Here is a 25002-nt window from a genome sequence, read left to right as displayed (position 1 = left end):
GGGTCTGACCGCCGACGAGCCGGGCAAGCCGGAGGAAACGGGGGAGGTCGAGTTCAATGCCCGCGTCCTGATGGTCGAAGACAACGAGACCAACCGCCTGATCCTCGAACAGATTCTCGCCACGCTGGGCTGCTCGGTGCATGGCGTGGTCAATGGTGCCGAAGCGGTGGCCCTGCTCGAGCAGGAGTCTTTCGACCTGGTCCTGATGGATGTCCAGATGCCGGTGATGGACGGTTTGACGGCGACCCGCCTGATTCGCGAGCGCGAGGCGGCAGGCGGCCTGTCGCGCCAGTTGATCATCGCATTGACCGCCAATGCCCTGGCCGGTGATCGCGAGATGTGCCTGCAGGCCGGCATGGACGATTACGTCAGCAAGCCGGTGACCATCGCCCGGGTACGCAGCGCGCTGTTGCGCTGGCTGCCGGCCGTGCGTCGACCGCCAGCGGCCAACCCGGTTGTGCCCGTCGCGGTGCCGGTCGAGGCGACATCGCTTGAAGCGAGCGGCCCGGCTCCGGCGCTCAGCCTGCCCGATTTGCGGGCCAGTCTCGGCCAGGAGGCCGACGTGGTGATTCCCGTCGTCCTGACCTCCTATTTGCGCGAGGGCAGCAAGCAGATCGCCGTGTTGAACAATATTGACCAGGAATTCGAGGTCGACCGCATCATTCGCATCGTGCACAACCTGAAAAGCGCCAGCGCAGCCATCGGGCTGGCCGGGTTTTCGGCACTCTGCAAAGAGACCGAGACCTTGGCCCGGGCCGGTGACTGGGCTGCAGCGCGGCCGCTAATCCGGCGTCTGGTGGCTGATTTTCCCGCAATCGAGAAAGTGGTGGGCGAGTGGCTGAACCAATTGCCCCGTGGAGGTGCTCAGTGAACGCAATGGACAGGCGACCCCGCATCCTGATCGTCGATGACGAGCCGGTCATGCGGACGATTACCCAGACGGTGCTCGCCCAGCACGAATTCGAAGTCAGCGTCGCCGAGTCGGCCGAGGAGGCTTTGCAGTTGATGCAGGCCGGCGAAGTGCCCGATCTCGTGCTGCTCGACGTACTGATGCCGGGCATCAACGGTTTCGAGATGTGCCGCCTGCTTCGGCATCAGGACCGCTTCCAGCATCTGCCGATCATCATGCTGACGGCGCTCGACGACCAGGCCTCGATCGACCAGGCCTATCGCTGCGGTGCCACCGATTTCATCACCAAGCCGCTCAACATGCCGCTGCTGCCGCACCGTGTCCGTTACCTGCTGCGTTCGGCCCGGACTTACAAGGAATTGATCGATAGCCAGAAGATCCTGATCAACACCCAGCACATCGCCCAGCTCGGCAACTGGGAAATGGATGGCCGGGGCACGGTGATTGCCGCCTCGCGCCAGTATCTCGACATCATCGGGGCAGCGGACGTGCCGGTCGATGCGGCGCGCTTGTTCGGCCGCGTACACCACGAGGACCAGGCCATGCTGAGAAAGGCCCGGGCCAGTCTGCAGGCCGGGCGCGCCTACCGTCTGGATTACCGGCTGCGCAGCCTGAATGACGACAACGAATGCTTCCATGTTCATGAGACGGCCTTCCCGACGCTGGACGAGCAAGGGGGCGTCTGCGGCAGCAGCGGCTTCACCCAGGACATCACGCAACGCGTCGCCCAGGAGGAGCGCATCCGCAAGCTGGCCTGGCACGACGGCGTTACCGGCCTGAATAACCGCAGCCGCCTGATCGAGTTGCTCGAGCGTGACATCGAAGGGGCCAGCGAGCCGCAATACATGGCGGCCCTGTTCATCCATATTGACAGTCTGCGCGATATTTCCAGCGTTTCCGGCCAGGAAGTGGCGGACGCCGCGATGAAGGTGCTGGCCGGCCGCCTCAAAGGCGTGCTCGAAACGCCACCGAGCTGTTGCAGCGGCCTGCGTTGCCATGCCCAGTCCGCCAAGCTGGCGCGCTACGACGAGCAGTCCTTTGTCATCGTTCTGCCGGGCAGCCAGGGGCGTGAGCAGTTGCACTGCTTCGCCGATGCGATCGTCGGCGTCATTGCCCAGCCCATGGTGTTGCTCGGCGAAGAGTTCCTGATCCGGACGTCGATCGGCATCGCCTTCTATCCCGAGGATGGGGCCGATACGCATGAACTGCTGCGGCGGGCGATGCTGGTTGCCACTCACGCCGCCAATCCCGAGGAGCACGCGCTGGTCAATTTCTTCGACCCGCAGCATGACCGCGAAGCGGCGCAGCGGATGATCCTCGAACGCAGCCTGCGTCAGGCGGTCGAGCAGGGCGGCCAGCTGCAACCCTATTTCCAGCCCAAGATTTCGGCCGGCAGTGGCGAACTGGTCGGGGCCGAAGTCCTGTTGCGCTGGCAGCATCCGGAGATGGGCATGGTCTCGCCGGTCAATTTCATCCCGCTGGCCGAGGAAAGCGGCCTCATCCACCCGATCAGCGAATGGCTGCTCGACGTCGTCTGCCGGCAACTGGCCGACTGGCTGGCGGATGGCCAGGCGCTGGCCAGTGTCAGTATCAACCTGTCGGCCGAAAGCTTCTTCGAGCGCGGCCTGGTCGAGTTGATCGACGAGGCTCTGGCCCGGCACGGCATCCCGCCCGGCCTGTTGATCGTCGAGCTGACCGAAAGCGTGCTGATGCGCGATGCCGAAGCGGCCCGCCGTGTCATCGATGCCCTGCGCGCGCTGGGCGTCCGTATCGCGCTGGACGATTTCGGGACCGGCTTTTCGTCGCTCGGCTACTTGAACCGTTTTGCCATCGACGAAATCAAGATCGACCGTTCCTTCATCACCGATCTCGCCAGCGACCGCACCGAACGGGCGCTGGTCCAGGCGGTGATCGATCTCGGCCATGCCCTCGGCCTGAAGGTGGTGGCTGAAGGCGTTGAAACGGCAGAGCAGGCGGCATTGTTGCGCCGGATGGGCTGCGATATCTTTCAGGGCTTCCTGTTCGCCCGGCCGATGCCGGCGGCGGAGTTCATCGCCTTCCAACCGCCCCTCGCCGCGGAGGCCCCTCAGCAATGAGCATGTCGTTATCACGCCGCCGGCTGCCCCGTGCCAGCGCCTTGCTGTTGGCACTGATGGCTGCCGGACTGGCGCGGGCCGAGTTCGATGCCATCGAGATACCGCTCGAAGATCTGGTCAATGTGCGCATCATGTCGACGCCGAAATTCGCCGAGAATGCCGACGCGATTCCCTCGGTCGTCTCGATCCTCAAGCGGGAAGACATCCGGCTCTACGGCTGGCGCAGCCTCGGCGATGCCTTGCGCACCCTGCAGGGGTTCAATGTCACCAACGACCACACCTACACCTATGCCGGGGTACGCGGCATTTCGGCGCCGGGCGACTATCGGCCGCGCCTGCAGATCCTGATCGACGGGGTGCCGATCAACGAGAACATCTATGCCGGCGCGCCGGTCGACAGCGCTTTTCCGCTCGATCTCGACTTGGTCGAGCGGATCGAAGTCGTGCGCGGGCCGAGTGCCTCGGTCTACGGCGGCGATGCGATGTTCGGTGTGATCAATGTCATCACCCGCAGCGGCCAGAGCCTCAAGGGCAGCGAGCTTGGCCTCGCCCTGGGCAGCGGCCAGGAAGGCCGGGCCCGCCTGAGCTGGGGCGGGCGAGCCAAGGAAACCGACCTGCTGCTCTCGGTGAGCGGTTTCGATGCCGGCGGGCGCAGCCTCAATTTCGACGATGTCAGCGCCAGCGGCGAGCCGCAGCGGGCGCACGGGGTCGGTGCCGAGAACGGCGGCCAGCTCTTCGTCCGGGCCCGCGGCAGCGACTGGCGCTTCACGCTGATCCACAGCGAGCGCGACAAGACGGTGCCGACCGCCAGTTACGGCACCATTTTCGACGACCACGGCCACCGGGAAAGCGATCGCTATTCGCTGGCCGAGTTGGCCAAGGACTGGCAGATCAATGCCCGGACCGCGCTCTACCAGCGCCTCTACGTCGGCGAGTACGGTTACGACGCGAATTTCCCCTACGACTATTCGCCGGATGTCGCCCGGGTGATCAACCGCGACCGGGCGCGCGGCAACTGGTGGGGTTTCGAAAACCGCCTGGTGTCCACCGCCTGGTCCGACCAGCGGTGGACGCTCGGTCTCGAATACCGCTTCGATACCCGCCAGTACCAGCTCAACGACGACCCTGGCTACGGCTGCTACGGTGTCGGCAGCGCGCCCTGCCTGAACGACAGCCGGCAGCGCCGGCAGGGCACCCTCTATCTGCAGGACGAAATCCAGCTCGGCAGTGCCAACCTGCTGACCCTGGGCGTCCGCTACGACCAGGTTCCCGGCCAGGAGTCGTTCTGGAGCCCGCGTCTCGGCCTCGTTCATGATGGTGCGGACTACGGTATTTTCAAGCTGCTCTACGGCACGGCCTTCCGGACGCCGTCGGTCTATGAGCGCTTCTATGTCGCACCGAGCTATTCCTACGGCAACCCGGACGTGCAGAGTGAAAAAATGCAGTCGCTCGAATTCGCCTGGGAGAAGCGTTTGGGCCTGACTTCGCGGCTGACCGCGGCGCTCTACACCTTCAACCTGCAGCGTCTGGTATCGACCGATACGACCGGCCAGGCGATGAATGGCAGCACGGTGCGGGCGACCGGTCTGGAACTGGAATATGAACAGCAGTGGAGCAACCGCGCCCGGCTGCGCACCGGCTACACGACGCAATATGCCGCCAATGCCGAGGGCGGCATGGACAATTCGCCGCAGCACATGCTCAAGCTCAACCTCGCCGTGCCGACCGGCCTGGCCGGCCTGATGGCCGCTTTCGAAGGGCAGTGGGTGAGTGAGCGGCGGGCGGCCGGCGGCAGCGAGAAAGTGCCGGCTTACGGCCTGGCCAATCTGAACTTCAGCTATGCCCCGGCGACGCAGCCCTGGGAGGTTTCCTTCGGCATCTATAACCTGTTCGACCAGCGTTACCAGGATCCGGTCTCGGTCGACGAGCAGCTCCCGATCACTCGCTGGCGCATGCCGCAGCTTGGGCGCAGCGTGTTGCTGAAAACGATCTTCCGTTTCTGATTGCTGCGGTCGACGTATCAAAAAGGGCAAAAACCGAATTCCGGTTTTTGCCCTTTGCACGCCTGGTCTGGGCGACCTGCTTAGTAGGCGGTGGCGGCGCGTGCCGCCTGGTCGTAGCGGCCGGACAGGTGGCGTAGCGTGCGGGCCAGTTCGCCGAGTCGCTCGTTCTCTTCCGAAAGGCCGGAAAAGCCGGGCAGCAGGCAGGCTTCGCGTACTTCCCGGTAGCGCTGGCAGAGGGCGGCGCCTTCGTCGGTGGTCGCGAAAAATACTTCCTTGCCGCGCTTGGTGCTGTTGAGCAGGGCCATGCCGAGCAGCTTTTTCACCGAGTACGAAACGACGTGGGTGTCTTCGATATTGAGGACGAAGCAGATGTCGGACAGCCGTTTCTCGCTGCGCCGGTGATTGATGTGGTGCAGCACCAGCACGTCGACCGGCGTCATGTCCTTGACGCCGGCGGCGCCCATGCAACGGATCAGCCAGCGGTTGAAGGCGTTGGCGGCGATGATCATGCCGAATTCGAACTCGGACAGTTCCGGCGACTTCTCGGAAACGAGGTGGGCCGACGAAACGATACGCTGGCCAACCGGGGCGCGATTTTCCTCAGGGCTGCTGGCTTGTTGCTTGGGTGCGGTCATGGCAATTCGGTCCGGGCAAGATGGTGAAAGTATAGCAAAACAATATGTTGACTTTTTATTAACGTTTTCTTAACGTTACATCGCCGTATCGAATTTGTTAAGCACCCGGGGCCGCCGTGTTGAACAGCGGCCCCGGTCATGATGTCCCACTGGCACGCCACCCCAACCCGACCCCAGGAGATTGCCATGCTGAAAACCCTCGCCGCCCTCGGCGTTACGAGCACCTTGCTGTTTTCAACCGCCGCCGTCCATGCCCAGCAGAAGTGGGACATGCCGACCGGTTACCCGACCTCGAACTTCCACACCGCCAATATCCAGTTCTTTGCCAAGGATGTCGAGAAGCTGACCGGCGGCAAGCTGACGCTGACCGTCCATGACAGCGGTTCGCTGTTCAAGGCCAATGAAATCAAGCGGGCCGTGCAGGGCGGTCAGGCCCAGATCGGCGAAATCATCATTTCCGGTTACTCCAACGAGAACCCGATTTTCGGCACCGATTCGATCCCCTTCCTGGCCACCAGCTACCCGGAAGCGCAGAAGCTGTGGCAGGCCTCGCGTGCCGTCACCGAAGCCCATCTCGCCAAGCAGGGCATCAAGCTGCTCTACGCGGTGCCCTGGCCGCCGCAAGGCATTTTCAGCGCCAAGCCGATCAACTCGGCGGCTGACCTGAAGGGCGCCAAGTGGCGGGCCTACAACCCCAACACCAGTCGTATCGCCCAACTCGTCGGCGCCCAGGCGGTTACCGTGCAGGCGGCCGAATTGACCCAGGCGCTGGCGACCGGTGCGGTCAATACCTTCATGACCTCGGCGGCGACCGGCTACGACAGCAAGGTCTGGGAGCAGGTCAAGTATTACTACGACGTCAGCGCCTGGCTGCCGAAAAACCTGATCATCGTCTCCAAGAAGTCGTTCGACGCCCTCGACAAGCCGAGCCAGGACGCCCTGCTGAAAGCTGCCGCCGAAGCCGAAAGCCGGGGCTGGAAGATCAGCCAGGAGAAGAATGCCTGGTACATCGAGCAACTGGTCAAGAACGGCATCAAGGTTGAAGGCGGTTCGGCCCAGTTGAAGGCCGATCTGAAGAAGGTCGGCGAAACGATGATCGCCGACTGGACGAAGCAGGCCGGCGCCGATGGCCAAGCCATCGTCGACGCCTTCCGCAAGTAAGCATTGCCAACCCCCAAGGGTCTTTCCGCCGGAAAGACCCTTTTTTGAGAGATTCGCCATGCGCAAACTGCTGAACAGCCTCTTTTCGATGGCCGGCTATCTGTCGGGCCTCTTCATGATCGGTACGCTGCTGGCTGTTCTGGCAAGCATTTTCGGCCGCCTGATTCCGGCGCTGGATCTGCCCGGTGCCGACGCCTATGCCGGTTACTGCACGGCGACCGCCGCCTTCCTGGCGCTGGCCCCGACCTTGCGCCGCGGCGAGCACATTCGCGTCACGCTGATCATCAATCAACTGCCGGCCGCCGCCCATCGCTACCTCGACATCTTCTGCCATCTGGTTGCCGTCGTGCTGGCCGGCGCCCTGGCCTGGTTCTCGATTCGCCTGGTGCTGCAGAGCCGGGAGTTTTTCGACATTTCCACCGGCCTCGATGCAACGCCGCTGTGGATTCCGCAGATCGGCATGGCCGTCGGCACCAGCCTGTTCGCGCTGGCCTTCGTCATGGATCTCGTTCTGCTGCTGACTGGCCGCACCCTGCGCGAAGAAGCGCTCGACGGCGAGCCGGCCCACATCGAATAAGGAAACAACCATGGATCTCACAATCACCTTGTTGCTGGTTGTCGCCCTGTTCGCCATTCTCGGCTCGGGCGTCTGGATCGGCCTGGCACTGACCGGCGTCGCCTGGATCGGCATGGAGCTGTTCACCAGCCGCCCGGTCGGCGACAGCATGGCCGTCACCATCTGGGGTTCGGCCTCGTCCTGGACGCTGACCGCCTTGCCGCTGTTCGTCTGGATGGGCGAAATCCTGTTCCGTACCAAGCTCTCCGAAGACATGTTCAAGGGCCTGGCGCCGTGGCTGGAAAAGCTGCCGGGCCGGCTGTTGCACACCAATATCATCGGCTGCACCATCTTCGCCGCGGTTTCCGGTTCGTCCGCTGCGACCTGCGCCACCATCGGCAAGATGACGCTGCCCGAACTGAAGCGGCGCGGCTACCCGGAGCACATCGCGATCGGCACGCTGGCCGGCGCCGGGACGCTCGGCCTGCTCATTCCACCGTCGATCATCATGATCGTCTATGGCGTCACGGCCAATGTCTCGATCGCCCAGCTCTTCATCGCCGGCGTCGTGCCCGGCCTGCTGCTGGCCAGCCTGTTCATGGGTTACACCATCGTCTGGTCGCTGCTCCATCCCGACCAGATCCCGCCGGCCGACCAGAACTTCACCTTCCTGCAGAAGCTGAGCGAATCGCGTCACCTGATCCCGGTCATCTCGCTGATCGCTGCCGTCCTCGGCTCGATCTATACCGGCATCGCCACCGCCACCGAAGCAGCCGCCCTCGGCGTCGTCGGCTCGATGATCATCGCGCTGACCCAGGGCGAGCTGAACTGGAAGAATTTCCGTGACGGCTTGCTCGGCGCGACCCGGCTTTATTGCATGATCGCACTGATCCTGGCCGGCGCTGCCTTCCTGACGCTGGCCATGGGCTACATCGGCCTGCCGCGGCATCTGGCCGAATGGATCGGCAGCCTGAACCTGTCGCCGTTCTCACTGATCCTCGCCCTGATGGTGTTTTTCGTCGTCCTCGGCTGTTTCCTCGATGGCATCTCGATCGTCGTGCTGACCATGGGCGTGCTCCTGCCCACGGTCGAGGCGGCCGGCCTGGATCTTGTCTGGTTCGGCATCTTCGTCGTGCTGGTCGTCGAGATGGCGCAGATTACGCCGCCGGTCGGTTTCAATCTGTTCGTGCTGCAGGGCATGACCAAGAAGGAAATCACCTGGCTGGCCAAGCATGCCTTCCCGATGTTCCTGCTGATGATTGGTGCCGTGCTGCTGCTCTATTTCTTCCCCGGCCTGATTACCTGGCTGCCGCAGCAGATGGCGGGCTGACCGACGATCATGAGCTACGAGAAAGATCAGCCCCACCTGCTGCCGCTGGGCGACGGGGCCTGGACCGTGGAGTTCGGCGATCGCATCGATCCGGCGGTGCACGGCCGGGTGATGGGCTTTTTCGAGTCGCTGCAGGCGGCCCGGGGGAGTTCGCCGGCCTTGGCCGGGATCATCGACATCGTGCCGACCTTTCGTTCGCTGACCGTTCATTACGATCCGTTGCGGGGCTCGGGGGCGGCGTTGGGCGAGGCCCTGCGCCAACTGGCCGGGCAGGCCCGGGGCAGTGTCGTGCAGGGCCGCCACTGGTCCCTGCCGGCCTGTTTCGACGACGACTTCGCGCCGGATCTGGCGGCGGTGGCCGAGCGTCATGGCCTGAGCCGGGCCGCCGCGCTGGAGCTGCTCTGCGCCAGCGAGTTCCGGGTGTACATGATCGGTTTCATGCCCGGCTTCCCCTACATGGGCGGTTTGCCGGCCCAGTTGCAGACGCCGCGCCTGGCCAGCCCGCGCCAGAAGGTGCCGGCCCGTTCGATTGCCGTGGCCGGCGAAATGTGCGCGGTCTATCCCTGGGAAAGCCCGGGCGGCTGGAATCTGCTCGGCCGTACCCCGGTTTCGCTGTTCGTCGCCGGCGAGGCGCAGCCCTCCTTGCTGGCCTCGGGCGATATCGTCCGCTGGCAGCCGGTCGACCGCGCCGCCTATGACGCCATCGCAGCCGACCTGCACAGCGGTCGCCGTCGGCGGCTCGATTTTCTGCAAGCGGGAGTGCCATCATGAGCGCCTTCGTCGAAGTGCTTGATGGCGGCCTCGGCAACAGCATCCAGGATGCCGGGCGGCCGGGCTATCGCCATATGGGCATCGCCAGTTCCGGTTTTCTCGACCCGCTGTTCGCCCGCTGCGCCAATGCCCTGGTCGGCAACCCGGGCGGGGCGGCCTGTCTGGAAATCCGCGGCATCGGCCCACGCCTGCGGGTTGGCCAGGGGCCGCTGCGCCTGGCGCTGACCGGCAACCTCACGGCCAGCATCGTCCGCCAGGGTGGCAGCCCGCAGGAGCTTGTCGCCTGGAGCACGGCGACGCTCGATAGCGGCGACTGCCTGACGGTCGGCCCGGTCAACGGTGGCACCGCCTATCTCGCACTGTCCGGCGGCATTGCCGTAGCGAGTGAACTGGGCAGCCGCTCGACCTATTTGCGGGCGGCCATCGGTGGCCTGCACGGGCGCCTGCCGGCGGCGGGCGACTGCTTGCCGTGCGCCCGCCTGGGCCAGCGCGAATATCGCGAATACCAGGCCGAGCCGTGGACGCACGACAGCGGACCGCTGCATGTCATGCTCGGGCCGCAGGCGACGCACTTCAGCGAAGCGGCACTGGCCGAACTGCTCGGCCAGCCCTACACGGTGACGCCGGAAAGCGACCGCATGGGCATGCGCCTGAGCGGTCCCCGCCTGGCTCATCGCAGCGCCGCGGCGGCCGATATCGTCTCGGATGCGGTGACGCCGGGCGCCATCCAGGTGCCGGGCAACGGCCAGCCGATCATCCTGCTCGCCGATTGCCAGACGGTCGGCGGCTATCCGAAAATCGCCACGGTGATCAGCGCCGATCTGCCCCGGCTCGGCCAGTGCCGCCCGGGGGAGGAATTGCGCTTTGCTGCGGTCGACCTCGAAAAAAGCGCAGAAATCCTCGCCGCCCGCGAGGCGCGCTGGCAGGCCTGGGTAAATGGCATCCGTCCTTATCTGCCGGCTGGCTATCTCGACGAGGCGGCCCTTTACCAAGGCAACCTGATCAGCGGCATGGTCCGCGCCGATCGCTAGTCAATTGCAAGGAGCAAGCATGGCCACTCGCATCAATCTCAATGCCGATCTCGGCGAAAGCTTCGGCGCCTGGTCGATGGGGGACGATGCCGCCTTGCTCGACATCGTCGGCAGCGCCAACGTCGCCTGCGGCTTTCATGCCGGCGACCCGCTGGTCATGCGCAACACGGTGCGCGCGGCAAAGACACGCGGCGTCAGCCTCGGCGCCCACCCGGCCTTCCCCGACCTGCAGGGCTTCGGCCGGCGGCGGATGGATATTCCGGCCGACGAGCTGGGCGCCTTGCTGATCTACCAGATCGGTGCCCTGCAGGCGATGGCAGCCAGCGAAGGGCAGGCGGTGACCCATGTCAAACCGCACGGCGCGCTGAACAACATGGCCTGCGCCGACCCGCAACTGGCCGATGTCGTCGCCGCCAGCATCGCCCGTCTCGACCGTTCGCTGATCCTGCTCGCCCCGGCCTGTTCGGCACTGGCCGAGGCTGGCCAGCGGGCCGGCTTGCCGGTCGCCATCGAGATCTTTGCCGACCGGGCCTATCAGGATGATGGCCAACTGGTGCCACGCAGTCAGCCGGGCGCGATGATCCACGATGCGGCAGCCAGCCTGGAACACGTGTTGCGCATGCTGGAAGCCGGGGCGCTGATCAGCCTGAGCGGCAAGCGGCTGCCGACGCCGATTGCCAGTATTTGCGTGCACGGCGACGGCGCCCAGGCCGTTGCCTCGGCCCGCGCCATCCGCCAAGGTCTGGAAGCGGCCGGCTATCAACTGGCGCCCTTGAGCGATCTCGCCCTGTAACCGCTTTTCCGGTGCACGAAAAACGGGCCGGACGCCGCCAGGCGTCCGGCCCGTTGTCGTTCAGCCGGAAAAACTTATTGCTTGATCGCTTCGATGGCGATGTCGATGCGGACATCGTCGCCGACGTGGGGGGCGTACTTGCCGGCGTTGAATTCGGAGCGCTTGACGACGGTGAAGGCATTGGCGCCGATCGCATCCTTCTTGACCATCGGGTGCGGCATCGCCTGGAAGGAGGTGACGGTCAGCGTGACCGGCTTGGTGACACCCTTCAGGGTCAGGTTGCCTTCGATGCTGACCGGCTTGTCGCCTTCGAAGACGACCTTGGTGGACTTGAAGGTGGCGGTCGGGTACTTGGCGGTGTCGAGGAAGTCTTCACCCTGGATGTGCTCGTTGAAAGTGTCGTAGCCGGTGTTGACCGACTTGGTGTCGATCACGACTTCGACCGAGGCAGTCTTGGCGGCCTTGTCGAGGACGATCTTGCCGCTGGCCTTGTCGAAGCGCGAGAGCTGGGTCGAGTAGCCGAAGTGGCTGTACGAGAAGCGCGGGAAGGTGTGGGTGCCGTCGGTGACGTAGGTTTCCGGGGCGGCCAGGGCCGGAGCGGCGGCAGCGGCGGCGAGGACGAGGGCGGCAGAGAGCTTGGTCAGTTTTTGCATGGTGATTCTCCTGGGGTTGGGGTGGGGTTTTACTTGCTTGCTGCGGTAATGCGGAACTTGATGACGACGTCGTTGGCGACGATATCGAACTTGGCCCAGCTGCCTTCGCCGATCGAGAAATCGGCGCGGCGGATGGTGAAGCTGCCATCGAAGACGCCGCTGTTGCCATTGGGCGTGAAGGTGGCGGGGACGACGACGTCCTGCGTCTTGCCTTTGATGCTCAACTGGCCGGCGACTTCGTACTTGTTGCCGCCGAGCGGCTTGACGGTGCCGGAAACGAAACGGGCGCTAGGGAAAGCCTTGGTGTTGAACCAGGCCTTGCCGGCCACTTCCTGGTCGCCTTCGGTGGCGCCGGTGTCGACGCTGCCGAGATCGACATCGAAGGAGGCCTTGGCGGCCGTCGGCTTGGCCGGATCGAAGCTGAGGACGCTGGCGAACTTCTTGAACTTGCCATCGACGGCGACGCCCATTTGCTTGTAGGTGAAGTTGATGGCGCTCTTGTCGGCCTGGACCTGGCTGTATTCAAGGGCCTGGGCCGAGGTGGCGGCCAGGGTGAGCAGGGAAAAAGCGGTGGCGAGGGTGAAACGTTTCATGTCAGATCTCCTTGGCGGGCTGGGGCAGCATCCGGGTCAGGATGTCGTCCTTGTCGATGAAATGATGTTTGAGGGCGGCGCCGATGTGGGCGGCGAGGGTGGCGACGAAGAGCAGGTTGAGGCCCATGTGCACGGTCTGCAGCAAGTCGCCGACTTCCTTGTTCTTGTCGAGCAGGTCGGGGATCGGCAGTACGCCGAACCAGACGGTCTGGAAGCCCTTGGCCGAACTCATCAGCCAGCCGGACAGCGGAATCGCCAGCATCAGCCCGTACAGCGCCAGGTGGCCGGCATGGGCGGCGAGTTGCATCAGTTTCGGCATGGTGGCCGGCAGGGCCGGCGGAACATGCGTGACGCGCCAGCCGAGGCGGGCCAGCACGAGCAGGAAGGCGGTAACGCCGGCCCACTTGTGCCAGGAATAGAGCTTGAGCTTTTCCGGTGACAGCGGCAGATCCTGCATATAAAAGCCGAGCGCGAGCAGGCCGAAGAGCAGGATGGCCATCAGCCAGTGCAGGCTCTTGGCGGTTTTGGTGTAGTGGGTTGCCACGGTCGACCTCCTTATTGGGGCAAAAATGAATAGGCATCCATGGCAATGACGTAATCGTCGATGCCGGCGTGGAAGCGTCTGGCCTGGGCCTGCTCGCCGCCCGCCCCGAGTGCGACATAGAGCGGCAGCAAATGTTCGTCGCTCGGGTGGGCCTGGACGGCGCCCGGTCCCTGCTGGCGATAGTCGAGCAGCGCGGCAATGTCGTGGGCGGCGAGACGGCTGGCCAGCCAGTCGGAAAACTGGCGGACATAGGCCGGGGTCTGGCCGCCGCTCTGGTAGGCCCGCTGGTAATCGCGCAGGTTGTGCGTGACATTGCCCGAGGCGATGACCAGGAAACCGCGGGCGGCCAGCGGGGCGAGCGCCTGGCCGAGGTGGTAGGCCTGTTCGGCACCGGCCCGGCTCTGGATGGAGAGCGGGATGACCGGCACTTCAGCTTCCGGGAACATCAGGCGCAGCGGCACCCAGGCGCCGTGGTCGAGGCCGCGTTCGGCATCCTTGGCGACCGGCAGGCCGGCGGCGGCAATTGCCGCCACCACTTCGTCGGCTGCCTCGCGGCAGCCGGTGGCCGGATAGCGGATGGCGTACAGTTCGTCGGGGAAGCCCCAGAAGTCATGGATCGTCTCCGGCCGGCCGGCAAAGCCGACGGTCGGCACGGCGGTGTCCCAGTGGGCGCTGACGATGATGATGGCGCGCGGCGTCGGCAGCGTGCCGGCCAGCGTGCTCAGCGCGGCGCCGGCCGCACCCGGGCGCAGCGCAAAGGTCGGCGCGCCGTGGGGAACGAATAGTGCGGTGGGTGAGGTGTTCATCGGAATGACTCCAGAAGCGATGGACGTACTTTATTCCCCCTTTTTGCAGCGAAATAGCCGACAATCTGCAAATATTTATTGCTGGATTTGCAACAATGGATCGACTCGACGCCATGCATCTTTTTGTCCGGGTGGCCGAACTCGGCAGCTTTTCCGCCGTGGCGCAGCAGATGGGCGTCGCCCGCTCGGTGGTGACCCGGCAGGTCGCCGCCCTCGAAGCCCACCTCGGCGTCAAGCTGATGGTGCGCAGCACGCGCCGCCTGGCACTGACCTCGGCCGGCACCGCCTACCTGGAAAAGTGCCGGGTCATCCTCAACCTGGTCGAGTCGGCCGAAACCGATGTCGCCGAGGAGCGCCTGACGCCGCGCGGCAACATCCGGATCAGCCTGCCGCTCAGCTTCGGCCTGAAACGGCTGGCCCCATTGCTGCTCGATTTCTCCCGGCGCTATCCGGAAGTCGGCCTCGACATGGATTACACCGACCGCCGGGTCAAGCTGATCGAGGAGGGCATCGATCTCTCGATCCGCATCACCCGCCGGCTGGAGCCGGGCGACGTGGCGCGCAAGATCGGCACCGGCCACATGCTGGTCGTCGCGGCGCCGGATTACCTCGCCCGTCACGGTCGACCGCAGCATCCGTCCGAACTGGCGCATCACGAATGCCTGGGCTATACGGCGGCCGGTAGCAATCAGGTCTGGCAGTTCATGGTCGATGGCCAGATGGCGAGTTACCCGATCCACAGCCGCCTCAACGCCAACAACGGCGAAGTGCTGACCGAGGCTGCCGCCCAGGGGCTGGGGCTGACCTGCCAGCCGGATTTCATCCTCGACACCTTCCTCGCCGCCGGCCGTGTCGAAGCCATTCTGGCCGACTATCCCATTCCCGAACTCGGCATCTACGCCATGCTGCCAAGCAACCGCCACGTACCGCACCGGGTCCGCGTGCTGATGGATTTTCTCGGGGCCGGGCTGGCTGAAATTGCCGCATCGTGAATTGATTCACAGACAGTTCGGGGGGGCCGCCGCATCATGAACTCACGTTCAATTCGACAGGACGACCGAGATGGCCTCCCTCAATCGCAATCAAGGCGCTTCGCCCAATGCCAGTGTTCAGGTGGGCCGCGATACATCCCGCGCCGGCGATGCCGAACTGTCGAATTTCGACCTGCGCGACGCCCTGGCCGACATCACCGTGCGCGAAACCTCGTTCAGCGAATTCCTCGCCGCCCTGCGCCAGAACGGCCAGCGGCCAGCCTGAGTCAGCTGCCGCGCTTATCCTCGCGAATCTCCATTTAGCACGCCGTGTTAGCGCCCAGCCAAGCGTTTGGCCAGATGCAGGCTGATGTCATCAGGCTTCAAGGAGCGGACGTTCATCGTTGCCAGATAACCGGCCGTCAAAGGGGCGATTAACTCTGATACTTGCCGGATGATCAACGGAAGCTCGTCGGCCTAAGCGGTCGGCCCAAGAAGTGACTGAGGATGTCCGCTCATTGCCGATCCGCCGATCGGCAGCGATTGGGCCGTCCGACAGCGAACGGCTTATCCCTCGTTCTTCTCGTGGTCGCCGAAAAGCAGACTCCCGGTGCACCAAACGGCGTGGCCGAAGTTGTGGATTAACTGCTCGCCCTGTCGCAGATACGACGCCGCGACGTCGATGCCGGCGAGCTTGAGTGCTTCGCCGATCTTTGAGCTAGTCGGGTGCGCATCGCCAAGGCGCATGTCGTAGGCTCCGACGATGGCAGCAAAGACCTCTCGCGCGCGCTCCTCCCCGGCCTTCTGGGCAAGGATGTTCTGCAGCAATTTGTTAGAGCCCAACTTGTCCTTGTCGGGGTGGTTGGACAGCTTTCGAAGAGAGCGCACGTCGAGTCGGTCGGAGAAGATGCGTACGAGCTCCTTGGCCAGCCGCAAGAGTGACGCCTGGTCCTTGCTCGAAAAGCGAGAGATCTGCTGCATCGAGGCCGCATCATCAATCTCATGTGAAAACAGCGACACACCGAATGTCTTGCGAAAGTCGCCCTCCAGTAACCGCATGCATTCAAACAGCATCTCCTCTACTGCATAGGTGTCCGCTGGCTGTGCCTTGACCTGCGAGGCGAGGAGCTCCGCGCTGACCTTGCCCTCCGGGGCGACATTAGTCGCGGCCCACAGGAGCTGTTCCCAGGCGGGCAGCTTGGCGATGTCGTACGCGTAGACGGTGATGAGTTCCGAGGAGTTGATACCGAAATGGGTTGAATACCCCGAAGTGGATTTGATTGCGCCGGTTTCAGCCGTGTACCACTTTAAGGAGAAGCCCCGATGGCTCAGGAGCTCGCTTACCACGGACGGACGGAACCAGAGCCACCGTCCAATGTCTTCGTTGTTGAGCTCGGCAGAGAACTTGCGCGAACCGTCAGTGTCGACGATGAAGTGCGGCAGATTCTGATCCTCGTCGCCGCGCACACGCGTGCTCTTTCCCTGATGTTCGATCCACTCGTCTCGCCAGAACTCGCCTTCGACGCGCACACCGGGGTAGCCGCTTCGATGGCCCCTGGCACTCTCTGCGGCGGTGTTGTCGTTCGTCTCAGGCCCCATGACCGGAGCGTCTTCCTCCTCGTCGACGTCGGTGCGCCACATACGAAACGACGCCCAGCTCCCGCCGAACACGGCGTTCAGTTCCTTGATGCGCAGCTCGTACCTTCCACCTTCACGCTGCTCCTGGAACTCGTTCAGGCCGGCATAGGGGCTGTCTTTGAGGTCGGCCACGTTTTCGACGCGCTGGCGGTAATAGGACAGACGAAGGGACAGGCCGCGCGCGGCCAGATAGTCCATTAGGAACTCGCGCTTGATCTCTATCAGGCGATGGCTGCTATCGCTGTCCACCGTCTCCCTGGCGACCACGACAAAGTCCTCTTCCGGCCTGACCCAGTTAGACCCTTCCTTAATCAGGCGAAGCGCGACCACCAAGTCAGGATTCAGGATCCACTGCCGGCCGCCAACTACGGGCTGTGGGTGCTCGAAAACAAGGTTGATCCCGATGGACTCCTTGTCGTTGTACTGGTACTCATCGATCGGCGAGTAATGTCCGTCCGAGTACGCATACGGTGCCACGGTGTGCCCGATGCCGATTTCGCTCCAGCTCAAGCGCTCGGCAAGTTCGCGATGCTTGCTTGGAAAGGCGACGGAGCCGCAAGCGAAGATGTCGCCGATATACCCAACTTCCTTCACGTTGCACTTCTCGTCATTGAGAGACGCGCGAAGAGGAACCCAGGTCGCCCGAGAGAACGGGCGCCGAATTTCAGAGGTTTGAAGAATCCAAGCTTCGTTCATAGATCGGCTTTCTAGGCGATGTCATCAACATCTACTTTAATCCATCAGCCCGCGCCCGAGTTACGTGGGGGCTGTTCGCTGATCGCAGGTGGGGAGGCCAGCGCTGCATCGGTACAAGTTGGGCCGGGAGCGACTACCAGAGAGCAGTCACGGACGCGCGCGAGCCCTTAGCCGGCAGCAGCTCAAGGGTCGTCTTATGGGAGAGACCGCTGTACGCTGCTCAGCGGTCGTTCGCGGATATGCAGCTCACCGTCCACTGCCGAAAATCGGCCTCATGCCAGTCGCAACCGGCAATAATTCGGCCATTCGGGTAGCCAATAAATTCAGTCCGCAATCCGTCTGTTTGCCGCCGACCAGCGATGCCTAGCGCCCTTCCGATGGAAATGGCACGGTCGTTTGGCTGGGTAGTTTGTGCATGCAGTGCATAAACAAAGGGCTTGAAAGCCAGTTTGCCAGCCATGCCTTTAGTGCTGGCAGTTGCAACAGCTCAAACCAGTCTGGCTCTACCGCCGCGAATTGCCGCACGAAGGGGAAGAGCGCAAGGTCGGTTGCACAGGGCCCGCTTTCGCCCAGGAAGCTGCTCTGTTCCAGTCGGGTGTTTAGCGGTCGAAGAAATGTTGCGAGCGCATTTTCACGATGTCCAGCCCGGTCTGTTTCGTAGTAACGCTCCGGGTATTTGTACCGGTCGAGGTGGTGTTTGAACATACCGTCGTTCCTGGTCAGCCATTCCAGGTTTTCAGTCGATTGAGCGGGCTCCCACCAACGCTTGCTTGCATCCTGATTCAGCGCCCAGCGCATGATGTCCCAGCTTTGCTCCAATACGCTGCCATCTGGTAGAAGCATGACGGGAACCGAGCCCTTGGGGGAGCGGGTCAGCATCTCCGGCGGCTTGTCGCGTAGCGACACCTCGTGTGCATCGAAATCGATGCCAGCGACCAAGAGCGCCATTCTGGCTCGCATGGCGTAGGGGCATCGGCGGTAGGTGTAGAGCAGTGGTTTTTGCATGCTCAGTTACTGAGACTGTTGATGTTTTGCAAGGACCTGTTCGACCTTCGCCTTGGGAATGCCTTGAATCTTGCGCAGCAATTCATGTGTCACCTGCCGAATCCCATACCTGCTGCGCAACTCATCGGCCAGGTGCGTCAAAAGGCTGGCGGCCATCTCGGCATCGGCTAAAGCCCGGTGAGCACGGCCTGCTAAGGGGAGGTTGGCATATTCGACCAGGGCCCCGAGTTTATGGCTGGGGGCCAGCGGCAGGAGTCGCCTCGAAAGGAGCAGTGAGCATGCGAATTCCTGCCGTCTGGTGAGGTTGATGCGCGCCACCTCAGCATCCCAGAACTTGCAGTCGAATGAGGCATTGTGGGCAACGAGGGGAATATCGCTAACGAAGTCGGACACTTCGCGCATGACGACGGTCGCCGTTGGCGCCTGGCGAATCATCGCGTTTGAAATTCCGGTGAGTTCCTCGATGAACGAAGGAATGCCTACGCCGGCGTTCATCAAGCTCTGGTAACGGTCCACGACCTTGCCGTTTTCAAGGATGACGGCCGCTATTTCAGTCGCCCGGTCACCCTGTGCAGGGGACAAACCTGTCGTTTCAAAGTCGATTACAGCTACAACGTCCAAAATTCATCCCCCTGGTGGTTCAATTCGCAATTCGTTGGTGCGAATTGTCTCATTTGCCAAGGTGCCGAGAACTTGCTTATAGTCAGCGCTCCCTACTCAAGGACGTCATCATGTTCTATCTCGCCGCGCTCGTTCCCAGCCATGACAAGCCTGAGCAATACACCTATGGAACGGTTCACACGGAAGCCGATAGCTACTTGAACGCTGAAGACCTGTTAAGCGGCCTCGTTAGTGAGGGCAACCACGTCTTTGAGCTCGGGGTGGATGAATTGCCGAGCGGCGCTGACGACATCCGGGAATGCCTGCTGTGCAACCCCGGCCGGGTTTTCGTCAGCATGCTATTCGGCGAGCCCGATTATTTCTGTATTGTCGAGCTGCCCTGAACTGGTCTCGAAATGAGCAAACTGACGATCAAATCCGGTTGCGTTGAAGCTGTGTTCAAGCGTGGCAGGGAGCGCACAAAAGGCACTGAGCGGAACCAGTCGCTCAAAGCCGAGCACCCCACGCCTGCGTCCGAAACAGCGTTGCGAGATGCCGAGCTGGACACTCCCCAACCGATGACCCAATCCCTGGGTGGCGGTTGTGAACACCTCGTACGGCCCGGCAAAATCGAGGACTTCGACCACGGGGAAAAGAAAAGTCCCGATGCTGGTTTGCCTCATCCCTGTTCCTTGCCAAGGCCTGCCGGCAGGGCCGGCAACGGGTAAAGATCGGCGCCGCTCTCCGCTTGCGCTGCGCCGGGCTGACAGTGCAGCGGAATGACGCCGGCCCAGACCGGAATCTGCATGTCGTCGGCGCTGTCTTCAACCCCCCAGTTGCGGATCTTGGCGGCGGCTTCGGCCAGCGGGATGCGCAGGATGCGGGTGCCGGCCAGTTCGGCCGGGCTGCTCGTCCGCACCAGGGCGTTGCGGCCGGGGCTGACGTGTTCGAGAAAGGCGGTCATCGCCATTTTCTTGTCTTTTCCATCGTCGACCGCAGCAAACTGCCCGTAGATCACCACCGAGCGGTAATTCATCGAATGGTGAAAGGCCGAGCGGGCCAGGACCAGGCCGTCGAGATGGCTGATGCAGACGGCGCATTGGCCGGCGAGCAGGGCAGCGGTCAGGCGCGAGTTGTTGGCGCCGTGGATGTAGAGAAAATCACCATCGCGCCAGCAGGCGGTGGGCAGGCAATGCGTGCTGCCCTGGTCGGCAAAGGCGATATGGCAAAGTAAGGCGGCATCGATGATGGCGTGGATGCTGGCGGGGTCGTAATGGCCGCGTTGCGGCTTGCGGCGGATTTCGGTGCGCGGACTGGGCGGTGAAGTGTTCATGACAGGCTCCGTTAAAGGGTAGGGCGAGCATAGTCGGCCTGTGGCACTATGCATGGAGCCATAACTGTCGATATTGATGGAGCCACATGCAGCTCGCCCATATTCTCCAGCCGCTCACCGTACCGCCCGCCGACCTTGCCCGGCCGCGCCAGCAGCAGCTTTACCAGTTGCTCAAAGAAGCGATTCTCGGCGGCGTGCTGGCCCCCGGCAATCCCTTGCCGGCCAGCCGCAGCCTTGCCGCGGAGTACGGCATGGCCCGCAACACCGTGCTTTACGCCTACCAGCAACTGATCGCCGAAGGTTTTCTACTGGCCGACCGGCGTGGCACGCGGGTTGCGGTACTGCCGGTTTTGCCACCTGCGACGAGGTCGACCGCCGGTGTTGCGCAAAATCAGCCGCAACTGGCGCGCCGCGCGGCAAGTTTGCAGGTGCGTCAGGGTGATGCGGTGTTGCCGTTTGCGCCCGGTGTCGCCGATCTGAACGCCTTTCCGTGGGTGAGTTGGGCGCGGCAATTGCAGAAGGCCTGGGGCGAGGTCAGCGCCCGGCAGTTGGCCTACGCGCCGCCCGGCGGCGAGCCGGCATTGCGCCAGGCCCTGGCCGATTTCCTGCGAGCGCGGCGCGGCGTACTCTGTCGTCCGGAACAGATTTTTATCGTCGGCGGCGCGCAATTGGCGCTCGACGCCTGCGCCCGCCTGCTGGCCGATGCCGGCGATACCGTCTGGCTGGAAAATCCCTGCTATCCGGCGGCCCGCACCGCGATGCAGGCGGCTGGCCTGAAAACGGAGTTCGTGTCGGTCGACCGCGCCGGTCTGGCGCCGCCCGACAGTCTCTGGCAAAACCAGCCGCCGCGCCTGCTCTACCTGACCCCGTCGCACCAGTACCCGCTCGGTTCGGTGCTCAGCCTGGAACGACGGCTCGACTTCCTGCGCCGGATCGGCGACGGCTGGATCATCGAGGACGACTACGACAGCGAGTTCAACCATGCCCGCCCCGGGCTGGCGCCGCTGCCGGCCATCCAGGGCCTGCGGCCGGAGGCTCCGGTGGTTTATGTCGGCACCTTCAGCAAGCTGCTCCATCCCGGCCTGCGTCTCGCCTACATGGTGGTGCCGGGCTGGCTGGCCAGCGATTTCGGCGAGCGGATCGGCAGTCTCTACCGTTCCGGCCAGGCCGTCGAACAGCGGGCGCTGGCCCGTCTGCTCGAAAGCGGCCGGCTGACCCGCCACCTGCGGGCGATGGCGCCACGCTACCGGGCGCGCCAGTCGCTGCTGCGCCAGGCGCTGCAGGCCGGCTTCGGCGAGGATGTCGAAATTCTCGGCGGCGATGCCGGCCTGCATCTGACCCTGCGCTTGCCGGCCGGCCCGCCGGATACGGAAATTGTCCGCCAGGCCGCCGCGCTCGGCGTCACCGTCCGCGCTCTCAGCGAGTACTACGCCGCGGGGGCCGCCGTTCCGGCGCAGAACGGGCTGGTCCTTGGCTACGGCATGGCCGAGGAAGCGCGCATCCCCGAACTGGTGGTGCGCCTGGTGCAGGCTTGGCGCAATGCCGAACAGCTTCGGCTTTGAGCTTGCCGGGTGAGCGCTTGGGCGTGGCCGATCAGTCGCCCAAGGTCTTTTCGTTCAGCTTTTGCAGTTTTTTGCTGAGGAAAGGTTTTTCGCAGTAAATGTAAAAAACCGCGCACAGCGTCAGGGTGCCGAATACGGTCAGGAGGGCGTTGAGCGGGCTGGTGATCGGCACCAGCTGCCGGACGACCATGGCTGGCAGCTCGAACAGCTTGCCGTGCAGCAAATAGACGGAATATGAAATCACCCCGAGAAAGGCCGCCGCCTTGATCAGCCAGCGCACCGGCCGATACCCCCCGTGTTTCGCCGCTTCCAGCTGCAGGCCGATCGGCTGGCCAAACCACAGGATCAGTGCGCAGACCGTGGCAAAGCCCAGACTGGCCGATGGAAAGAGCTTGCCCAGCACGTCGGTCAGGGTGCCGAGATAGGCCAGGCTGAGCAGCGTGCCGAGGAGCAGCGCAACGGCGGGTGCCGAAACGGCTAGGCGATCGATTTTGCAGTCGTGTTTGATGACGTGGAAAAGGCCGATGCCGAGTGCGAACATCGGCCAGAAATACAGGAACAGGCCGCTGTTCAGCGCTTGCGGGTAGGCCAGCAGCACCAGGCTGGCGGCGGTCACCGCGGTGATGATCAGCAGGAAATGGCGGCGGAAGAGCAGCGCCAGATAGACCAGCAGGTAAAACTGGAACTCGATGGCCAGCGTCCAATACACCGAATTGACCTGGCTGAACTGGCCTTGCAGGTCGCCGTCGTCGGCCAGGAAAACCTTGGTCAGGCTGATCAACTGCAACCACTCGCCGCCGGTCAGTGCCAGGAACTGTGGCAGGGGGGCTTCATAGACGCCACTTTTCAACATCGAGATGGCGGCGATCAGATAGGGCAGCGCGAGGACGACCAGGATCGAGTACCAGAAAGGCGGAAAAATCCGCAGGAAGCGCCGTTTCAGAAAGGCGTTCGCCGATTCGTTCTTGCGGATGATGGCGTCGGCCGAGGCGGAAATGACATAGCCGGAAATAACGAAGAACAAGGGCACGCCAAGGCTGCCAAAACGAAAAATGCTGGCCACGGCCGGCATCGATTCGTGCAGGCCGTCGCTGATGTGAAACAGGAAGACGCCGAGGGCGGCAATACCACGCGCGATGTCGAGGATCAGGTTCATGAGCTTTCCTCAGTAAAGGGCTTCTCAGGAATTCGCTTGGCCACGCCTCGACTGACCGGGGGGCGTGTTATGACGGCTGCTCAAGTATAGAGCAATGGCATGCCGGAAAAACGTCATTGACGCACTGCACAATTCGCCGGCAAAATAGCTTCATGGTTTACGTCCTTTCCCTGTTCGCACCGATCATTCCGTGCCACCGCGTCCTGCGTGCGTGGCGCGCTGCCGTTTTTCCGGGGCCTGGGGGGAGTTAGCCGAACGTTTCCACCGATTTTCAGCAAAGGCCGCGGATTTCAACCCGCGGCCTTTTTGTTTTTCATCCGTCCTCAGCGCATTACTGTAGGAGAACGCTGTGTCCATCCCTGTCGCCTATCTCTCCATCGTCCTTATCTGGTCTACGACGCCACTGGCCATCCAGTGGAGCACGCAAGGCACCGGTTTCGCCTTTGCCGTGCTGGCCCGCATGCTGATCGGCGTCATCGTTGCCGCCTTGCTGCTCGCTGTCTGGCGAATCAACCTGCCGCTGCACGCCCGCGCCCGCCGCGCCTATCTGGTCGGCGGCCTTGGCCTCTTTGGCGGCATGGCGCTGACCTACTGGGGGGCGCGTTACATCCATTCCGGCCTGATCTCGGTAATGTTCGGCCTGTCGCCGCTGATGGCCGGCGTGCTGGCGGCCCTCTGTCTCGGCGAACGCTCGCTGACGCCGTGGCGACTGGCCGGCATGGTGCTTGGCATGCTCGGGCTGGCGGTGATCTTCATCCACGGCGACAGCCTCGGCGGCGAACATGCGCTGGCCGGCTTGCTGGCGCTGCTGGTGGCGGTCTTCATCTATTCCGGTTCGCTGGTCTGGCTGAAGCAGATCGGCGACGACAGCCCGCCGCTGGCGACCACGGTCGGCTCGCTGAGCGTCTCGCTGCCGCTGTTCGGATTGGTCTGGCTGCTCACCGACGGGCAGTTGCCAGCGATGGTGCCGCCGCGCTCGGGGGCGGCGATCGTCTATCTCGGGATCTTCGGCTCGGTGATCGGTTTTGCGCTGTACTACTACGTGATCAAGCACCTCGAAGCGTCGAAAGTGGCGCTGATCACGCTGGTGACGCCGGCGCTGGCTCTGTGGCTGGGCAGTGTGCTGAATGGCGAAAGCATCAGCCTGCGTTTGTGGGCGGGCACGGCGCTGATCCTGTCCGGCCTCAGCGTGCATCAGTGGGAATCGCTGGTTTCCCTGCTGGCGCCTGCCACACCGGCGACTGAATAGGTCCGGCCAAGCATGGCAATGTCTTGTCCATCAGTGCAAGTTGGCTGGCTGGCGGGCCTTGCCAGCGGTCGGCTTCTGTTAAAATTCGACATCTTTGTGAATTTTGAATATCTGGAGCCGGTTCGATGCGGATCATGATCATCGATGACAATGCCGCCATGCTCAAAGTGCTGGCCGCCGTCTTCGCCAAGACCGGGCATGAGGTGGTTGGTGCTTATTCGGATGGCAATGGTCTGGAGGAGCGCCTCCGCCAGACCATGCCGGATCTGGTCTGCCTCGACTACAACCTGCCGGGGCGTGACGGCCTGGCGCTGTTGAAAGTCATTCAGACGCAGGCACCGAACATCGATGTCGTCTTCATGACCGCCTCCAACGAGGCCGGGCTCGAGGAAAAGGCGGCCGATGCCGGCGCCTCCGGCTTCATTCGCAAGCCTTTCGGGCAGAACCAGATCATCGATGAACTGCGTGAAGTGACCGCCGCCCGCAAGCTGGCCGAGAAGGCCGGACAGGCAGCCACTGCCGCTGCCACGCCGGCGCGCGGTACGGCTCGCGGCACGGCGGTGATCGCCGACGACAACGGTTCGGTGCGCCTGGTCCTCAAAGGTTTGCTCGAAGAGTGCGGCCTGCGTGTCGTGCAGTCGGTGGCCACCGGGGCGGAAGCGCTCAGTGCGGCCAAGGCCCACCAGCCGCGCGTCCTTTGCCTCGATGTCAATATGCCGGTGATGGGTGGCCTGGAAGCCTTGCCGCTGATCGTCGAAGCCAGCCCGGAGACGGCGGTGGTGATGGTCACCGGTTGTGCCGACAAGGTGCTGGTCGCCCAGGCGGCCGGGCTCGGGGCGGTCGGTTACATCATCAAGCCCTTGCGGCCGGCTTATGTCGAAGCTTTCATTCGCAAGTTGCTCGGCTGAAA

The 25002-nt window shown here is 63.5% G+C and carries 26 protein-coding genes; 15 read left to right on the top strand and 11 right to left on the bottom strand.

Translation table 11 applies throughout. The annotated features are described in order from the left end of the window. The 3 genes from AT959_RS03130 to AT959_RS03120 form a co-directional block, all read left to right on the top strand. Positions 1-871 (top strand): response regulator (locus AT959_RS03130; RefSeq protein WP_205629821.1); only part of this gene is annotated, 871 nt, incomplete at its 5' end. Between the two features lie 5 nt (positions 872-876). After that, positions 877-3006, top strand: a complete 2130-nt coding sequence (locus AT959_RS03125; RefSeq protein ID WP_066880516.1) for a putative bifunctional diguanylate cyclase/phosphodiesterase — start codon at positions 877-879, stop codon at positions 3004-3006. A gap of 2 nt (positions 3007-3008) precedes the next feature. Further along, a complete protein-coding gene (locus AT959_RS03120; RefSeq protein WP_169795441.1) occupies positions 3009-5009 on the top strand; it encodes a TonB-dependent receptor plug domain-containing protein in 2001 nt (666 codons plus the stop codon). A gap of 80 nt (positions 5010-5089) precedes the next feature. On the opposite strand, the gene AT959_RS03115 is transcribed toward AT959_RS03120, so the two are convergent. Beyond that, the gene (locus AT959_RS03115; protein WP_066880512.1) at positions 5090-5644 is read right to left on the bottom strand and encodes a winged helix DNA-binding protein; all 555 of its coding nucleotides are present in this window, start codon (positions 5642-5644) and stop codon (positions 5090-5092) included. A 186-nt stretch (positions 5645-5830) separates the two neighbouring features. Here AT959_RS03115 and AT959_RS03110 point away from each other — a divergent pair, with 186 nt between their 5' ends. From AT959_RS03110 to AT959_RS03085, 6 genes are read left to right on the top strand one after another with little or no spacing between them, the layout of a single operon-like run. Beyond that, positions 5831-6805 (top strand): TRAP transporter substrate-binding protein, encoded by a 975-nt coding sequence (locus AT959_RS03110; RefSeq protein ID WP_066880509.1) that lies wholly within the window; start codon positions 5831-5833, stop codon positions 6803-6805. 58 nt (positions 6806-6863) lie between these two features. Further along, positions 6864-7382, top strand: coding sequence for a TRAP transporter small permease (locus tag AT959_RS03105; protein WP_066880507.1), 519 nt, complete (start codon positions 6864-6866; stop codon positions 7380-7382). Positions 7383-7392: 10 nt separating this feature from the next. After that, on the top strand, positions 7393-8691 hold the full coding sequence (locus AT959_RS03100) for a TRAP transporter large permease (protein WP_066880505.1): 1299 nt from the start codon (positions 7393-7395) through the stop codon (positions 8689-8691). A gap of 9 nt (positions 8692-8700) precedes the next feature. Continuing rightward, the gene (gene pxpB / locus AT959_RS03095; RefSeq protein WP_066880501.1) at positions 8701-9462 is read left to right on the top strand and encodes a 5-oxoprolinase subunit PxpB; all 762 of its coding nucleotides are present in this window, start codon (positions 8701-8703) and stop codon (positions 9460-9462) included. Next, positions 9459-10493, top strand: coding sequence for a 5-oxoprolinase subunit C family protein (locus AT959_RS03090; protein WP_066880499.1), 1035 nt, complete (start codon positions 9459-9461; stop codon positions 10491-10493). Before pxpB ends, AT959_RS03090 begins: the two co-directional genes overlap by 4 nt. Before the next feature lie 19 nt (positions 10494-10512). Then, positions 10513-11286: a LamB/YcsF family protein gene (locus AT959_RS03085; protein ID WP_066880497.1), complete on the top strand. Its 774-nt coding sequence runs from the start codon at positions 10513-10515 to the stop codon at positions 11284-11286. Positions 11287-11360: 74 nt separating this feature from the next. On the opposite strand, the gene AT959_RS03080 is transcribed toward AT959_RS03085, so the two are convergent. The 4 genes from AT959_RS03080 to AT959_RS03065 are packed head-to-tail and all read right to left on the bottom strand — an operon-like array spanning position 11361 to position 13882. Further along, complete coding sequence (locus tag AT959_RS03080) at positions 11361-11939, bottom strand: YceI family protein (RefSeq protein WP_066880495.1); 579 nt, start codon at positions 11937-11939, stop codon at positions 11361-11363. A gap of 29 nt (positions 11940-11968) precedes the next feature. Next, entirely contained in the window at positions 11969-12532 is a 564-nt protein-coding gene (locus tag AT959_RS03075) for a YceI family protein (protein ID WP_066880493.1), read from the bottom strand. 1 nt (position 12533) lies between these two features. Further along, on the bottom strand, positions 12534-13076 hold the full coding sequence (locus AT959_RS03070) for a cytochrome b (RefSeq protein WP_066880491.1): 543 nt from the start codon (positions 13074-13076) through the stop codon (positions 12534-12536). Positions 13077-13087: 11 nt separating this feature from the next. Continuing rightward, a complete protein-coding gene (locus AT959_RS03065; protein WP_066880489.1) occupies positions 13088-13882 on the bottom strand; it encodes a DODA-type extradiol aromatic ring-opening family dioxygenase in 795 nt (264 codons plus the stop codon). A gap of 95 nt (positions 13883-13977) precedes the next feature. Here AT959_RS03065 and AT959_RS03060 point away from each other — a divergent pair, with 95 nt between their 5' ends. Next, a complete protein-coding gene (locus tag AT959_RS03060; RefSeq protein WP_066880487.1) occupies positions 13978-14874 on the top strand; it encodes a LysR family transcriptional regulator in 897 nt (298 codons plus the stop codon). 70 nt (positions 14875-14944) lie between these two features. After that, on the top strand, positions 14945-15139 hold the full coding sequence (locus AT959_RS03055; protein WP_066880485.1) for a hypothetical protein: 195 nt from the start codon (positions 14945-14947) through the stop codon (positions 15137-15139). Positions 15140-15420: 281 nt separating this feature from the next. Here the strand turns inward: AT959_RS03055 and AT959_RS03050 are convergent, their stop codons facing one another. From AT959_RS03050 to AT959_RS03040, 3 genes are all read right to left on the bottom strand, one after another. Then, entirely contained in the window at positions 15421-17187 is a 1767-nt protein-coding gene (locus tag AT959_RS03050; protein ID WP_066880483.1) for a hypothetical protein, read from the bottom strand. Between the two features lie 363 nt (positions 17188-17550). Further along, a complete protein-coding gene (locus AT959_RS03045) occupies positions 17551-18192 on the bottom strand; it encodes a glutathione S-transferase (RefSeq protein WP_066880481.1) in 642 nt (213 codons plus the stop codon). 6 nt (positions 18193-18198) lie between these two features. Then, entirely contained in the window at positions 18199-18813 is a 615-nt protein-coding gene (locus AT959_RS03040) for a 3'-5' exonuclease (RefSeq protein WP_066880479.1), read from the bottom strand. A gap of 110 nt (positions 18814-18923) precedes the next feature. Here AT959_RS03040 and AT959_RS20765 point away from each other — a divergent pair, with 110 nt between their 5' ends. Continuing rightward, complete coding sequence (locus AT959_RS20765; RefSeq protein ID WP_157651193.1) at positions 18924-19196, top strand: hypothetical protein; 273 nt, start codon at positions 18924-18926, stop codon at positions 19194-19196. Here the strand turns inward: AT959_RS20765 and AT959_RS21550 are convergent. Together AT959_RS21550 and AT959_RS20760 are read right to left on the bottom strand one after the other, a co-directional pair. Continuing rightward, entirely contained in the window at positions 19152-19475 is a 324-nt protein-coding gene (locus AT959_RS21550) for a hypothetical protein (protein WP_205629820.1), read from the bottom strand. The two genes, AT959_RS20765 and AT959_RS21550, sit on opposite strands and share 45 nt — an antisense overlap. Continuing rightward, positions 19472-20125, bottom strand: a complete 654-nt coding sequence (locus tag AT959_RS20760) for a pyridoxamine 5'-phosphate oxidase family protein (protein WP_088178928.1) — start codon at positions 20123-20125, stop codon at positions 19472-19474. Before AT959_RS20760 ends, AT959_RS21550 begins: the two co-directional genes overlap by 4 nt. An 86-nt stretch (positions 20126-20211) precedes the next feature. On the opposite strand from AT959_RS20760, the gene pdxR reads away from it, so the two are divergent. Next, on the top strand, positions 20212-21687 hold the full coding sequence (gene pdxR / locus AT959_RS03030) for a MocR-like pyridoxine biosynthesis transcription factor PdxR (RefSeq protein WP_066880476.1): 1476 nt from the start codon (positions 20212-20214) through the stop codon (positions 21685-21687). A 31-nt stretch (positions 21688-21718) separates the two neighbouring features. On the opposite strand, the gene AT959_RS03025 is transcribed toward pdxR, so the two are convergent. After that, positions 21719-22843 carry an acyltransferase family protein gene (locus AT959_RS03025; protein ID WP_066880475.1) on the bottom strand — a complete coding sequence of 375 codons (1125 nt, stop codon included), beginning with the start codon at positions 22841-22843 and terminating at the stop codon, positions 21719-21721. Positions 22844-23192: 349 nt separating this feature from the next. On the opposite strand from AT959_RS03025, the gene AT959_RS03020 reads away from it, so the two are divergent. After that, a complete protein-coding gene (locus AT959_RS03020; RefSeq protein WP_066880473.1) occupies positions 23193-24092 on the top strand; it encodes a DMT family transporter in 900 nt (299 codons plus the stop codon). Positions 24093-24217: 125 nt separating this feature from the next. Continuing rightward, positions 24218-25000: a response regulator gene (locus AT959_RS03015; RefSeq protein WP_066880471.1), complete on the top strand. Its 783-nt coding sequence runs from the start codon at positions 24218-24220 to the stop codon at positions 24998-25000. The last annotated feature ends 2 nt before the right edge of the window (positions 25001-25002 follow it).

The organism is Dechloromonas denitrificans (assembly GCF_001551835.1).
In the GTDB taxonomy this organism is placed as follows: domain Bacteria; phylum Pseudomonadota; class Gammaproteobacteria; order Burkholderiales; family Rhodocyclaceae; genus Azonexus; species Azonexus denitrificans.
The sequence above is the reverse complement of the archived record's forward strand: the minus strand, read 5'-3'. Positions and strand labels throughout refer to the sequence as shown.

Bases quoted from the DNA above. Each gene is read 5' to 3' on its own strand.
- AT959_RS03105 (WP_066880507.1), top strand. From the start codon at position 6,864: ATGCGCAAACTGCTGAACAGCCTCTTTTCGATGGCCGGCTATCTGTCG.
- AT959_RS03050 (WP_066880483.1), bottom strand. From the start codon at position 17,187: ATGAACGAAGCTTGGATTCTTCAAACCTCTGAAATTCGGCGCCCGTTC.
- AT959_RS03100 (WP_066880505.1), top strand. From the start codon at position 7,393: ATGGATCTCACAATCACCTTGTTGCTGGTTGTCGCCCTGTTCGCCATT.
- AT959_RS03055 (WP_066880485.1), top strand. From the start codon at position 14,945: ATGGCCTCCCTCAATCGCAATCAAGGCGCTTCGCCCAATGCCAGTGTT.
- AT959_RS20760 (WP_088178928.1), bottom strand. From the start codon at position 20,125: ATGAACACTTCACCGCCCAGTCCGCGCACCGAAATCCGCCGCAAGCCG.
- pdxR (WP_066880476.1), top strand. From the start codon at position 20,212: ATGCAGCTCGCCCATATTCTCCAGCCGCTCACCGTACCGCCCGCCGAC.
- AT959_RS03115 (WP_066880512.1), bottom strand. From the start codon at position 5,644: ATGACCGCACCCAAGCAACAAGCCAGCAGCCCTGAGGAAAATCGCGCC.
- AT959_RS03075 (WP_066880493.1), bottom strand. From the start codon at position 12,532: ATGAAACGTTTCACCCTCGCCACCGCTTTTTCCCTGCTCACCCTGGCC.
- AT959_RS20765 (WP_157651193.1), top strand. From the start codon at position 18,924: ATGTTCTATCTCGCCGCGCTCGTTCCCAGCCATGACAAGCCTGAGCAA.
- AT959_RS03060 (WP_066880487.1), top strand. From the start codon at position 13,978: ATGGATCGACTCGACGCCATGCATCTTTTTGTCCGGGTGGCCGAACTC.
- AT959_RS03110 (WP_066880509.1), top strand. From the start codon at position 5,831: ATGCTGAAAACCCTCGCCGCCCTCGGCGTTACGAGCACCTTGCTGTTT.
- AT959_RS03120 (WP_169795441.1), top strand. From the start codon at position 3,009: ATGTCGTTATCACGCCGCCGGCTGCCCCGTGCCAGCGCCTTGCTGTTG.
- AT959_RS03080 (WP_066880495.1), bottom strand. From the start codon at position 11,939: ATGCAAAAACTGACCAAGCTCTCTGCCGCCCTCGTCCTCGCCGCCGCT.
- AT959_RS03045 (WP_066880481.1), bottom strand. From the start codon at position 18,192: ATGCAAAAACCACTGCTCTACACCTACCGCCGATGCCCCTACGCCATG.
- AT959_RS03025 (WP_066880475.1), bottom strand. From the start codon at position 22,843: ATGAACCTGATCCTCGACATCGCGCGTGGTATTGCCGCCCTCGGCGTC.
- AT959_RS03085 (WP_066880497.1), top strand. From the start codon at position 10,513: ATGGCCACTCGCATCAATCTCAATGCCGATCTCGGCGAAAGCTTCGGC.
- AT959_RS03125 (WP_066880516.1), top strand. From the start codon at position 877: ATGGACAGGCGACCCCGCATCCTGATCGTCGATGACGAGCCGGTCATG.
- pxpB (WP_066880501.1), top strand. From the start codon at position 8,701: ATGAGCTACGAGAAAGATCAGCCCCACCTGCTGCCGCTGGGCGACGGG.
- AT959_RS21550 (WP_205629820.1), bottom strand. From the start codon at position 19,475: ATGAGGCAAACCAGCATCGGGACTTTTCTTTTCCCCGTGGTCGAAGTC.
- AT959_RS03065 (WP_066880489.1), bottom strand. From the start codon at position 13,882: ATGAACACCTCACCCACCGCACTATTCGTTCCCCACGGCGCGCCGACC.
- AT959_RS03015 (WP_066880471.1), top strand. From the start codon at position 24,218: ATGCGGATCATGATCATCGATGACAATGCCGCCATGCTCAAAGTGCTG.
- AT959_RS03090 (WP_066880499.1), top strand. From the start codon at position 9,459: ATGAGCGCCTTCGTCGAAGTGCTTGATGGCGGCCTCGGCAACAGCATC.